At 70.8% G+C, this 12,027-nt stretch carries 12 protein-coding genes and 1 pseudogene; 3 read left to right on the plus strand and 10 right to left on the minus strand.

Going from position 1 to position 12,027, the window contains the following annotated elements; all coding sequences use genetic code 11:
- The first annotated feature begins 55 nt into the window (after positions 1 to 55).
- A complete protein-coding gene (locus tag FA743_RS15295) occupies positions 56 to 421 on the plus strand; it encodes a DoxX family protein (protein WP_136886963.1) in 366 nt (121 codons plus the stop codon).
- Here FA743_RS15295 and dinB read toward each other — a convergent pair.
- From dinB to FA743_RS15310, 3 genes are read right to left on the minus strand one after another with little or no spacing between them, the layout of a single operon-like run.
- Positions 418 to 1,500 carry a DNA polymerase IV gene (dinB, locus tag FA743_RS15300; RefSeq protein WP_136886964.1) on the minus strand — a complete coding sequence of 361 codons (1,083 nt, stop codon included), beginning with the start codon at positions 1,498 to 1,500 and terminating at the stop codon, positions 418 to 420. The genes FA743_RS15295 and dinB overlap by 4 nt on opposite strands.
- Positions 1,497 to 2,216 (minus strand): CAF17-like 4Fe-4S cluster assembly/insertion protein YgfZ, encoded by a 720-nt coding sequence (ygfZ, locus tag FA743_RS15305; RefSeq protein WP_136886965.1) that lies wholly within the window; start codon positions 2,214 to 2,216, stop codon positions 1,497 to 1,499. Before ygfZ ends, dinB begins: the two co-directional genes overlap by 4 nt.
- On the minus strand, positions 2,213 to 4,018 hold the full coding sequence (locus tag FA743_RS15310) for an ABC transporter ATP-binding protein (protein ID WP_425467194.1): 1,806 nt from the start codon (positions 4,016 to 4,018) through the stop codon (positions 2,213 to 2,215). The genes ygfZ and FA743_RS15310 overlap by 4 nt, the downstream gene beginning before the upstream one ends.
- Positions 4,019 to 4,203: 185 nt before the next feature.
- Between FA743_RS15310 and FA743_RS15315 the strand changes: the two genes are divergently transcribed.
- Positions 4,204 to 5,448, plus strand: a complete 1,245-nt coding sequence (locus FA743_RS15315; protein ID WP_136886966.1) for a pyridoxal-phosphate-dependent aminotransferase family protein — start codon at positions 4,204 to 4,206, stop codon at positions 5,446 to 5,448.
- 47 nt (positions 5,449 to 5,495) lie between these two features.
- Here the strand turns inward: FA743_RS15315 and copM are convergent, their stop codons facing one another.
- The 3 genes from copM to FA743_RS15330 all read right to left on the minus strand — a co-directional run bounded on the left by copM (position 5,496) and on the right by FA743_RS15330 (position 7,849).
- Entirely contained in the window at positions 5,496 to 5,900 is a 405-nt protein-coding gene (gene copM, locus FA743_RS15320) for a CopM family metallochaperone (RefSeq protein ID WP_136886967.1), read from the minus strand.
- A 73-nt stretch (positions 5,901 to 5,973) separates the two neighbouring features.
- On the minus strand, positions 5,974 to 6,549 hold the full coding sequence (gene rsmD / locus FA743_RS15325) for a 16S rRNA (guanine(966)-N(2))-methyltransferase RsmD (protein WP_136886968.1): 576 nt from the start codon (positions 6,547 to 6,549) through the stop codon (positions 5,974 to 5,976).
- Between the two features lie 88 nt (positions 6,550 to 6,637).
- On the minus strand, positions 6,638 to 7,849 hold the full coding sequence (locus FA743_RS15330) for an NAD(P)/FAD-dependent oxidoreductase (protein WP_136886969.1): 1,212 nt from the start codon (positions 7,847 to 7,849) through the stop codon (positions 6,638 to 6,640).
- A 74-nt stretch (positions 7,850 to 7,923) separates the two neighbouring features.
- Here FA743_RS15330 and FA743_RS15335 point away from each other — a divergent pair, with 74 nt between their 5' ends.
- Positions 7,924 to 8,409: a peroxiredoxin gene (locus FA743_RS15335; protein WP_136886970.1), complete on the plus strand. Its 486-nt coding sequence runs from the start codon at positions 7,924 to 7,926 to the stop codon at positions 8,407 to 8,409.
- A 63-nt stretch (positions 8,410 to 8,472) separates the two neighbouring features.
- Here the strand turns inward: FA743_RS15335 and FA743_RS15340 are convergent, their stop codons facing one another.
- From FA743_RS15340 to FA743_RS15355, 4 genes and pseudogenes are all read right to left on the minus strand, one after another.
- Complete coding sequence (locus FA743_RS15340) at positions 8,473 to 9,606, minus strand: GNAT family N-acetyltransferase (RefSeq protein WP_425467195.1); 1,134 nt, start codon at positions 9,604 to 9,606, stop codon at positions 8,473 to 8,475.
- Between the two features lie 87 nt (positions 9,607 to 9,693).
- Positions 9,694 to 10,473, minus strand: a complete 780-nt coding sequence (locus FA743_RS15345; RefSeq protein WP_136886972.1) for a glycerophosphodiester phosphodiesterase family protein — start codon at positions 10,471 to 10,473, stop codon at positions 9,694 to 9,696.
- Positions 10,473 to 10,922 carry a RidA family protein gene (locus FA743_RS15350; protein WP_281281786.1) on the minus strand — a complete coding sequence of 150 codons (450 nt, stop codon included), beginning with the start codon at positions 10,920 to 10,922 and terminating at the stop codon, positions 10,473 to 10,475. Before FA743_RS15350 ends, FA743_RS15345 begins: the two co-directional genes overlap by 1 nt.
- A 250-nt stretch (positions 10,923 to 11,172) precedes the next feature.
- Positions 11,173 to 12,027 (minus strand): annotated as a pseudogene (locus tag FA743_RS15355) (chromosome segregation protein SMC); the annotation flags it as partial.

Raw genomic sequence — 12,027 nt, forward strand, 5'->3', positions numbered from 1 at the left:
GTTCGGGCTGCCCTTTGATAGGCCCGGCCCACCGGATTGCAACATGGGGGGCGCGATGAACGACTTGCTGAACCTGACGGGCCGGGTGCTGATCGCGCTGCTGTTTCTGGGCGGCGCGTTGCAGAAGGCCGGTGATCCGGGCCAGGTCGTGCGGATGATCGAAAGCCTGGATCTGCCGGGCCAGCTGGTCTGGGCAGTGGCCGCCTTTAACCTGATCGCGGGGATCTGCCTGATCACCGGCCCGCACGTGCGGAGCTGGGCGCTGGTGCTGGCGGTCTATTGCATCGCGACCAGCTGGTTTCACTGGCAGCTGCGCGCCGATCCCTGGCAGGTCACCATCGTCGTCAAGAACTGGGCCATCGCGGGCGGGCTGCTGATCCTGGCCGCCCAGGGACCGGGGCGCCTGCGGATCTGGCGCTAGTCGAAGAGGCTCAGCTGCGCGGGGTCCGGATCCTCGTGATCAAAGCCCGACAGGGTGATGCCCAGAAGCCGCGCGCCGCGCGGATCGGGCAGCACGCCGGTGGCCAGGTCGCGGGCGATGGCCAGCAGCTCTGGTTCCGACCCCACCGCATGGCCCAGGCTGCGCGCCCGGGTGATCTGCCGGAAATCCGAGAACTTGACCTTGAGCGTCACCGTCCGCCCGCGCAGCTCGTGCCGCGCCACCGCGCCCCAGACCTTGGCGGCCAGGGGGGACAGCGCCTCAAAGGCCTCGTCCAGCGTCAGCAGGTCGGCGGAATAGGTGTTCTCGGCCCCCACCGACTTGCGGATCCGGTCGGGACTGACGCGGCGATGGTCGATCCCGCGCGAGATGTTCCAGTAGTACCGCCCCGACTTGCCGAAGCGGCGCATGAGGAAGTCCAGATCCTGCGCGTGCAGATCGGCGCCCGTGGCGATGCCCATGGCCTGCATCTTGGCCGCCGTCGCCGGTCCGATGCCATGGAACTTGCCCACCGGCAGGGACAGCACGAAGTCCGGCCCCCGGTCGGGCGTGATCACGCAGAGCCCGTCGGGCTTGTTCTGATCGGATGCGAGCTTCGCCAGGAACTTGTTGTAGCTGACGCCCGCGCTGGCGGTCAGCCCGGTGACCTCACGGATGCGGGCGCGGATGTCGCGGGCGATCTGCGTGGCGGTGCGCCCCTCCAGATGGTCGGTCACGTCCAGATAGGCCTCGTCCAGCGACAAGGGCTCGACCAGCGGGGTGTAGTCGTGAAAGATCGCGCGGATCTGCTGGCTGACCTCCTTGTAGACGTCGAAGCGGTGCCGCACGAAGATCAGCCCCGGGCAGAGCCGCGCCGCCGTGACCGAGGGCATGGCTGACCTGACGCCGAAGACCCGCGCCTCGTAGCTGGCCGCCGCCACCACGCCGCGCGCGGCCGATCCGCCCACCGCCACCGGCTTGCCGCGCAATTCAGGAAAGTCGCGCTGCTCGACCGAGGCGAAGAAGGCATCCATGTCGATATGGATGATCTTGCGCAGGGGCGGCGGCGCGGGGTCGCTCATGCAGGCGTCAGCCGCGCCTCGCCCGCCTGCATCTGCGGGGCCAGGCGGTCGTGGCGGACATGGGCGATGGCCCGCCCGCCGGACTGGGTGCCGAGCGTGCCGACCTCCTTTCCATCCGCCGTGATGGGGGTGCCGACCGGGGCGGCGCCCTCGATGCCCAGCACGGTGATGCCCTTGCGCAGTTCCGTCTTGTGCTTCATCCGCGCGGTGACCTCCTGCCCCACATAGCAGCCCTTGCGGAAATCGACGCCGTGCAGGCGTTCGAACCCGGCCTCAAGAATGAAGGTCTCGTTCGGGATCAGCTCGATCCCCGTCTCGGGGATGCAATGCGCCACGCGGATCGCGTCCCAATCGCTGCCGTCATCGCCCTCGGCGCCATAGAGCCGCCAGCCGAGCGCGGGGTGGCGGGGATCGGCGATGGCGCCCTCGGGCGCGGGGCCGGTGCCGCGGGCGAGGGGCATGTCGGTGGCCTCCAGCGCCACGCGCGAGCGCAACTTGTACATCGTCAGCCGCCGCAGCAGGTCGGGGGCCAGCGCCGCGTCCACGTCGATCAGCAGTGCATCCCCGTCGGGAATGATCAGGAAATCGGCCAGGTACTTGCCCTGCGGGGTCAGGATCGCCGCCCAGCAGGGCGCGCGGGTGACGTCGTTGGTGACCAGCCCCTGCAGGAACTCGACACGGTCCTCGCCGGTCAGGCGGATGATCTGGCGGGTCATTCATGGCCTCCGAATTGCAGCGCGACAAGGCGGGCATAGGTGCCGCCTTGGGTCATCAACTGGTCATGGCTGCCCTCTTCGACAACCCTGCCCGCCTCCAGCACGACGATCTTGTCGGCGCTGCGGATGGTGGACAGGCGATGCGCGATGACCAGCGTGGTGCGGCCCGCCGACAGATGGTCCAGCGCATCCTGCACCAGCCGCTCGCTGGCGGTGTCCAGCGCGCTGGTCGCCTCGTCCAGCAGCAGGATCGGCGCGTCGCGCAGAAGGGCGCGGGCAATGGCCACGCGCTGGCGCTGGCCGCCCGACAGCGAGGATCCGCGCGGCCCGACGGGGCTGTCCAGCGTGCGCTGATCATCGAGGAAGGTGGCCACGTTCGCCGCCGCCAGCGCCGCCTGCAGATCCGCCTCCGAGGCACCGGGGCGCCCCATCATCACGTTGTCCCGCAGGCTTTCGTCGAACAGCGCCGATTCCTGCGCCACGGTCGAGAACTGGTCGCGCAGCACGCCCAGATCGAAGGCCGAGACCGGCGCGCCGCCCAGGGTGACCTGCCCCCGGTCCGGGTCCACCATCCGCGTCAGCAGGTTGAAGACCGTGGACTTGCCCGCCCCCGAGGGGCCGACCAGCGCCGTCGTCTGCCCGGCATGGGCGGTGAAGCTCAGCCCGTTCAGCACCGGCTGGCCGTCATAGGACAGCCAGACATCGTCCAGCCGGATCTCGGTCGTCTCGGGGGGCGTGCCGCGCGGGCCCGACAGGACCGTGGGCCGGGTGTCGAAGACCTGATAGATCCGCTCCAGGCTGGCCGCCGCCGTCTGCCAGGTGCCCGCCAGCCCGCCAAGTCGCCGCATCGGCTGGAAGGCCAGCGCCAGGGCGGTGAAGAAGGCCATGAAATCGCCGACGCTGCGGTTGCCCTCCATCACCTGGTTGCCGCCCAAGGCCAGCACCGCCACGAAGCCCACCCCGGTGACGATGTCGGTCAGCGCCGGGATCACGCTGGAGGTGGCGGCGACCTTGGTCTCGGCGTCGCGGATGCGGCCCACGATGCGGGCATAGCGGGCGACCTGATCGTCCTCGGCCCGGTTCAGCCGGATCGAGGCGATGCCGTGCAGCACCTCGTCCAGCCGGGTGGCGCGCAGGCTGGCATTGACGCGGTTCTGGCGCACCTTGCGGCGGATATAGCGCTGCACCAGCGCCGCCGGCATGATCAGGATCGGCGCGCCGATCAGCGCGCCAAGGGTCCAGACCGGATCGATGGTCAGGGCCACGCCGAACAGCATCACCAGCGCGATGACGTCGCGCGTGGCCCCTGTGATCAGCGCCGCCCAGACCCCCTGCACGGCGATGGTGTCGCCCTGCACCCGCTCGATCATCGCGCCGGGCGAGTTCTCGCGGAAGAAGCGGCTGTCCAGCGTCAGGATATGGGACAGAAGCTGCGTCTGCATCAGGGTGGACACCGACAGCGAGATCCGGGTCAAGAGCGCCCGGCTGGCGATCAGCGTCACCGCCCGCATCACGAAGATGCCCATGATCGCGGCGCCCACCCACCAGATCGCGCCGGGCTGCGCGCCGGAAAAGACCAGGTCGAACAGCGGCTTCAGCATCCAGCTGATCAGCGCCAGGGTCGATCCCTCGATCGTCATCAGCGCGAAGGCCAGCGCCATCCTGGCCTTGTGGGGGCGCAGATAATCCTGCCACAGCCGCGCCAGCAGGCCCCGCACCTGATCGGGATCGGGCGGGGCGCCGAGGCCGGGGCGCGTGGCCTGGGCGATCAGGCGGTCGGGGCTGTCTTGGCGCGGGTCCACGGGTCGTGCGGCCTCCTGGTCGGTGGGTCGGGCACCGGCACCTGCCCCGGCATCGGGCAGGGCACGGCCCTTGGGGCTGGGGTCCAGCCATACCCCCTTCCGCCCGGGGCCCACAAGACCGCCCCCCGTTGACGGGGCGATGCTGTGGCCCTACCGATCCTGCACGATGTGAAGGAATGACCGCGATGAGTTCTGCCCCCGTGTCCGCCCCTGCCTCGACCGACCCTGCCCCGACCGCGCCTGCCTCCCCCGGGACCAGCCCCTATCAGGGCGGGCCCGACATCATCGCCATTCCCGGCCCCTCACCGGTCCCGGCCCGGGTGCTGAATGCCGCGCATCGCGCCTCGCCCGACATCTATGGCGCGCCTCTGGCGCAGGTGAACCTGCAGGTCATGGCGCAGCTGAAGCGGCTGGCGGGCACGCGCGCCCATCTGGCCCCCTATATCGGCAACGGCCATGCCGGGTGGGAGGCGGCCAGCGCCAACATGTTCGACCGGGGCGACCAGGCGCTGGTCCTGACCTCGGGCCATTTCGGCCGCAGCTGGGCCGAGATGACCGAGGGCCTGGGCGTCGCGGTCGAGCGGCTGGATTTCGGCAACCTGCCCCCCGATCCCGCCCGCCTGGCCGAGCGGCTGGCCCGCGACCCCGAGGGGCGGATCCGCGCGGTGATGGTCTGCCAGACCGACACGGCCAGCGCGACCCTGGCCGACATTCCCGCGATCCGGGCGGCGATGGGCGATCACCCGGCGCTGCTGGTCGTGGATGCCATCGCCTCGCTCGGCTGCGCGCCGATGCGCATGGATGACTGGGGCGTCGACGTGCTGATCGCCGCCAGCCAGAAAGGGCTGATGTGTCCGCCCGGCACGGTCTTCGTCTGGTTCTCGGACAAGGCGGCGGCCCGGGGGGCGACCGGGCTGACCTCGCCCTGGTGGGACTGGCACGGGCGGGCGGGCTCGGACGCGCTGTGGCGCTTCTGGGGCGGCACGCCGCCGGTCCAGCAGGTCTTCGCGCTGTCCGAGGCGCTGACCATGATCCTGGACGAGGAGGGTCTTGAGGCCGTCTGGTCCCGCCATGCCCGGCTGGCCCGCGCCACCTGGGCCGCGGTCGATGCCTGGTCCGTGGGGGGTGGCGGCGTGCGGCTGTCGGTGGCGGATCCCGCCGCGCGGGCGGCCTCGGTGACCGCTGTGACGATGCCCGGCGCGGACGCGCTGCGGGACTGGGCCACGCGCGAATGCGGGGTGACGCTCGGCGTGGGTCTGGGCGCCCCCGATCCCGCCTTGGCGCTGCGCATCGCGCATATGGGCCATTGCAACCCCGGCGTCCTGCTGGGCGTGCTGGGTGCCATCGAGGCCGGGATGATCGCCCTGGACATCCCCCACGGATCCGGCGCGCTGGAGGCCGCCGCCGCCAGCATCGCCCGCCCGGCCTGAGGGCGACGCGGAGGGCCCGGCGATCATGCCGGGCCCTCCGGTATCTCTCACTCGGCGGCGGGGGCGTTCTCGTCCAGCCATTCGGTCATGGTGGCGATCTCGGCCTCCTGAGCGGCGATGATCTCCTCGGCCAGGGCGCGGATGCCGGGATCGTCGCCATGTTCCAGCACGACGCGCGCCATCTCGATCGCGCCCTGGTGGTGCGGGATCATCCCGCGCACGAAATCCACATCCGCATCGCCCGAGGGCGCGATCATCATGTCCTCGTGCATCCGGGCCATGGCGGCGTTGTAGGCCGCGTTGGCGGCATCGGCGTCCGGCATGTCATGCCCCGCATGGGCGTCGGGCGCATCGGCCATGCCGTGCCCCTGATGGGTGGCGTCCTGCGCCCAAGCGGGGGCGGCCAGGGCAAGCGACATGGCCAGGGCTGCGGAAAGTCTGAATGGGGTCATCGGGTCCTCCTCGCGACGGGGTCATTCTGGCAGGCGGGCCGTGGCCCGCAAGCGGCGCGTGAACACGTCCGCGTCAGCCGAGGTCCGAGGGCACCAGCCGCGCCAGCGTCACCACCGTCTCGCCATAGCTGCGCCGGTCCAGCAGCGTCAGCGCCGCAGGCAGCAGCGGCGCACGGGACTCCTCCCAGATCACCGTCGCGCCGGGGGCCAGCCAGCCGCCCTGCAGGGCCGAGGCCAGCGCCGCCTCGCCCCGGCCCTGCCCATAGGGCGGATCGAGGAAGACCACGCCGAAGCCCGCGCCTCGCAGCGGGCCCAGCTTCGTCGCATCGCGGCGGATCAGCCGGGTCAGGTCGCCGGCGCGGGCCTTGTCGACATTCTGGCGGATCAGCGCATGGGCCTTGGCGCCGTCATCGACGAAGGTGACCTCGGCGGCGCCGCGCGACAGCGCCTCCAGCCCCAGGGCGCCGGTGCCGGCAAAGAGGTCCAGCACCCGCGCGCCCGGCAGGGGGTTGCCGTGGCTGCCATTGACCAGAAGGTTGAAGATCGATTCGCGCACGCGGTCGGTGGTGGGGCGCAGATGGGCGGGCAGATCGCCCTCGCCCACATCCGCCAGCCTGAGGCCGCGCAGCCTGCCGCCCACGATCCTCATGGCTGCGTCCCGCGCCGCCGGGGGGACCTTGCGTCCCCCCGGACCCCCCTGCAGGATATTTGCGGACCAATGCAGGATAGGCGCGCGGTCATGACAGCAACGTCTTGAGGTCGGGGATGGTGGGGATCAGGGCGGGGTCGGGGCTGCGGCCGGCCTCGATCAGGCGCTTGCCGATCATGTAGGCGCGGGCGTCGTTCAGCGCATCGACCGCGATCAGGCGGCCCTGCCGGAAGCACCAGACCGAGCCCGCGTGATCTCCATGCCCCTCGGGGCCGGGCCGGGTCACGACCTGGTCATGGCCGGTGCTGAGACCCGCGATCTGCAGCTTCGCGTCGAACTGGTCGGACCAGAACCACGCCTTCGGCACATGGTCGCGCCCGGCCCCCAGCATGTTGTCGGCCACGCAATCGGCCATGTCGATGGCGCCGCCGACGCTTTCCAGCCGCAGCCGGCCGCCCTGATACGGAATGCTGGCGCAGTCGCCCGCCGCCCAGATGGCCGGGTCCGAGGTGCGCCCCTGCCCGTCGGTCGCGATGCCATTGTCCAGCGCGAGGCCCGCCGTGGCCGCCAGCGCCGTCTCGGGCAGGACGCCGATGCCCATGATGACCAGATCGGCGGGCAGATGGGTGCCGTCGCTCAGCGCGACGCCGTCGGCGCGGTCCGTGCCGGTGATCTGGCTGATGCCCCGGCCCTCCAGCAGGGTCACGCCCTGGGCCAGATGCAGGGCGCGGATCAGCTCGGCGGTCTGCGGGGGCGCGACGCGGCCGAGGATGCGGGGCGCGGCCTCGACCAGCGTGACCTCTAGGCCCAGCTTGCGGGCGACGGCGGCCGCCTCCAGCCCGATATAGCCGCCGCCGATGACGATCAGCCGGTGCCCCTCGCGCATGTCGGGGGCGAGAGCGTCCACATCGGCCAGGGTGCGGATGACATGGGTGCCGGGCAGATCGCCGCCCATCGCGGCGGCCAGGCGGCGGGGCGCGGCCCCCGTGGTCAGGGCCAGCGCGTCATAGGGATGGGTGCCCCGGTCGGTGGTCAGGATGCGCGCGTCCGGATCGATGGACAGCGCGGTTTCGGACAGGTGCAGCGCGATGGACTGGTCGCGCCACCAGTCGGGCGCGCGCAGCGTCAGCCGGTCCAATCCCATCCGGCCCATCAGGTAGTCCTTGGACAAAGGCGGGCGCTGATAGGGGGCGGCGGGCTCGCGCCCGATCACCGTCAGCGGGCCCTCGTGCCCCGTCGCGCGCAGCCGCGCCGCCATCGAGGCCGCCGCCTGACCCGCCCCCACAATCACGATCCGCATGCCCGAGCCCCTTTGCCTGTCCGTCGGGCGCAGCCTATAGTCGCGGCGAATCCGTTGCAATTCAGGAGCATTCGATGACCATCACCGCCGGAGACAAGCTGCCCCAGGGCCAATTGCTGCGCGTGGGCGAGGCCGGGCCCGAGGCCGTCGACCTGGCCGATCTGGCCACGGGCAAGATCGCCCTCTTCGGCCTGCCGGGCGCCTTCACCGGGACCTGCACGAATGCCCATATGCCCAGCTTCGTGCGCAGCGCGGATGCGTTCCGCGCGAAGGGCGTGGCGCGCATCGTCTGCGTCACCGTCAACGACCCCTTCGTGGCCAAGGCCTGGGCCGAGCAGACCGGCGCGACCGAGGCCGGCATCGAGGTGCTGGCCGATGCCGATGGCAGCGTGACCAAGGCGATGGGCCTCGGCTTCGATGCGCCGCCGGTGGGCTTCTTCGGGCGCTGCAAGCGCTTTGCCGCGCTGGTCGAGGATGGCGTCCTGACCACCATCGATGTCGAGGACAGCCCCGGCACCTGCACCGTCAGCGCGGGCGAGGCCCTGCTGGAACGCGTCTGAACCGACCGGCAAAGGGGGGTCCGGGGGGCCGGCCCCCCGGCCCTCGCGGGACGCAACAGGGCGTCAGGGTTGCAGCTCGCCCTTGCGGAACGGGGTGAAGTCGGCCAGCGCCTCGATCTCGGCCCCCATCGCTTCGCGCTCCTGGTCCAGGTAATTCTGCAGCGCGCCCAGGAAGCCCGGATCGCGCACCCAGTGCAGCGAATGGATCGGAACCGGCTCGTAGCCCCGCGCCAATTTGTGGTCGCCCTGAGCGCCGGCCTCGACCCGGGACAGCCCGTGGGCGATCGCATGGTCGATGGCCTGGTGATAGCACAGCTCGAAATGCAGGAAGGCGTGGTCGGCCGCGCAGCCCCAGTAGCGGCCATAGATCGCATCGGGGCCGAGGAAGTTCAGCGCCCCCGCGATCGGCTGTCCGTCCGTCTCGGCCAGCACCAGAAGGATGTCGTCCTTCATCGTCTCGTGGATGCGGTCGAAGAAGGCGCGGGTCAGGTAGGGCTGTCCCCATTTGCGTGCGCCCGTGTCCTGATAGAACTCCCAGAAGGCGTCCCAGTGATGCGGCTTCAGGTCGTCGCCGGACAGGTGGCGGATGGTGCCGCCGAACGCCTGCGCGCGGGCGCGTTCCTTGCGCAGGTCCTTGCGCTTGCGCGAGGACAGCCCGGCCAGGAAATCGTCATAGCTGCCATAGTCGCGATTGAGCCAGTGATATTGCTGGGTGATGCGCGGCAGGAAGCCCGCCGCCGCGCCCAGATCCGCCTCGTGCTCGGTGCAGAAGGTGACATGCGCGCCCGAGGCATCCAGCCGCTCGGTCAGTTGCATCATCCCCGCCAGCAGGCCCGCCCGCGCGGTGTCGTCACCCGCCAGCAGGCGCTGGCCGGTGGCGGGGGTGAAGGGCACCGCGCATTGCAGCTTGGGGTAATAGCGCCCGCCCGCCCGCACATAGGCCTGCGCCCAGCCATGGTCGAAGATGTATTCGCCCTGACTGTGCGACTTGGCATAGAGCGGCGCGACACCGGTGATCGTATCCCCCATCGCGACCGTCAGGTGCAGGGGCTGCCAGCCGGTCCCCGTCCCCACTGAGCGGGACTGTTCCAGAGCCAGCAGGAAGCGGTGCGAGGTGAAGGGATTGCCGTCGCCGAACCCGTCCCAGACCTGCGGGTCGATGGCGGCGATCGAGGGATGGGTCGTCAGGGTCAGCATGTCGTTCATGCCTGCAAGATAGGGCGCCCGGAGGCGATTGTCAGGGGCCGCCGATGTCGCAAAGGGCGGCCCCCGTGAAAGACAACCTCAGAGGGCCGCCGGATAGCCCTCGAAGGTGATGTTCCGGGCAAAGCGGCGGGCCTCCGCCTCTTCCGCCGCGCTGCGGATCGTCCAGCAGAGGACCGGAACGCCGCCTGCGCGCAGCGCATCCACGCGGGGATTGGTCAGGTCCGCCTTGTCATGCGAGATGAAGGCGGCGCCCACCCGGTCGAAATCGGCGATGGCGGCCAGTGCCGCGCGCCGCTCGGGCGGCAGGCGGGCCCAGTCCGCCTCGGGAAAGGCGCAGGTGGTCAGGCCCACGGGCACGTCCGGGGCCTCGGCGCGAAAGGCCGCGATCATGTGGGGGTTGAAAGACATGACCGCGACCGGCCCCGCATATCCCTCCAGCGCCTCGGCCACGCGGGCGGGCAGCGTGCCGACATTGGGGCCGCAGGCGCCGTCCTGATCCTTGATCTCGATCAGCAGCGGCACCCGGCCCGCCACCAGATCCAGGAACTGCGCCAGCGTCGGCACCCGCTCGTCCGTGCCGGACAGGCGCAGGGCCGCCAGCGCGCCCGCGTCGGTGGCCGCGATGAAGCCCGGCTGCCCGGTCAGGCGGGTCAGCTGATAGTCGTGAAAGACCAGCGGCTCGCCCCCCGGCCCGGGCTGGATGTCGCATTCGATGCCATAGCCCGCGTCGATGGCGGCCTGCGCAGCGGCCAGGCTGTTTTCCGGCACCATGCGCCCATCCTCCGTCACGCCGTGCAGCCCGCGATGGGTGATCGGCGTGGTCAGGAAGCGGTCGTCCAAAGGCGAGGCGGACAGCATCAGGCGACCTCGAAGACCGCCTCGACCTCGACCGCGACGCCGAAGGGCAGAGACGGGGCCGAGACAGCGGCGCGGGAATGGCGGCCCGCCTCGCCGAAGACCTCGACCATCAGGTCGGAACAGCCGTTGATGACCTTGGGCTGGTCGGTGAAGTCGGGGGTCGAGTTCACGAAGCCGGTCAGCTTCACGACCCGCGTCACCCGGTCCAGATCGCCCACGGCAGCCTTGAGCTGCGCGATCAGCGCCAGACCGCAGCGGCGGGCCGCCGCCGCGCCCTCCTCGACCGAGGTGCCGTCACCCAGCTTGCCGGTGATCAGCCCGTTGTCATCGGCGCTGATCTGGCCCGAGATGAAGACCAGCTTGCCGGTCTGCACGAAGGGGACGTAATTGGCCGCCGGCATCGGGGCTGCGGGCAGGGTGATGCCCTTTTCGGTCAGGCGGGCCTCGATGCCCTCGGCCTGGCGGTTCTGGTTGATTTTGTCGGTCACAAGATAATCCAATATCGGGTTCGAGTGGGAGGCGGCCACCAGCGTGGCTTTGCCCGAGGTGGCGGATTGCGCATCGGCGGCCTGCCTTTTGGCCATCATGAAGGATGCGAGCCGGTTGAAGGGGTTCATGTCACGCTCCATCTGCGGGGCCATCTGCGGGGGCCATCGGCGCAAGTCCGTCCGGGATGGGTCATGGGTAGCATGCCGGGGCTCAGGCGACCAGAGCCTCGGCGCGTTTCAGATCCACGCTGACCAGCTGGCTGATGCCCTGCTCGACCATGGTGACGCCGAACAGCCGGTCCATCCGGCCCATCGTCACCGCATGATGGGTGATGATCAGGAAGCGCGTGTCGGTGCGCCGCGTCATCTCGTCAAGAAGATCGCAGAAGCGGCTGACATTGGCATCGTCCAGCGGCGCGTCGACCTCGTCCAGCACGCAGATCGGTGCGGGATTGGCCAGGAAGACCGCGAAGATCAGCGCCATGGCCGTCAGGGTCTGCTCGCCCCCCGACAGCAGGGACAGGGTGGACAGCCGCTTGCCCGGCGGCTGGCACATGATCTCGAGGCCCGCCTCCAGCGGATCGTCGGATTCGACCAGCACGAGGCGCGCCTCGCCGCCGCCGAACAGCGTCGTGAACAGGACCGAGAAATTCGCGTTCACCGTCTCGAAGGCGGCCAGCAGGCGCTCGCGTCCCTCGCGGTTGAGGCTGCTGACCCCGGCGCGCAGCTTGGCGATCGCCTCTTCCAGGTCGGTCTTCTCGGCGGCCAGCTGGTCGCGCTCGGCCTCCAGCGCGCGCTTGTCCTCGTCGGCGCGCAGGTTGACCGCGCCAAGCGCGTCGCGGGCATGGCGCAGGGCGGCGATGCGATCCTCGAGCGCCGTCGCCGGCTGGTCGGGATCGACCTCGCCCAAAGCGGCCAGCAGCTGGTCGGGGCTGCGGTCGTCGTCTTCCAGGATGCGGGCGCGGGCGGCGGCTTCCAGATCGCGGGCGGCCTCGGCACGGGCCGCGCAGGCGGCGCGGGCCTCGCGCGCCTCGCCGGCCCGCCGCTCGGCCTCGCGCTCGGCCAG

Source organism: Paracoccus gahaiensis, from assembly GCF_005048225.1.
In the GTDB taxonomy this organism is placed as follows: domain Bacteria; phylum Pseudomonadota; class Alphaproteobacteria; order Rhodobacterales; family Rhodobacteraceae; genus Paracoccus; species Paracoccus gahaiensis.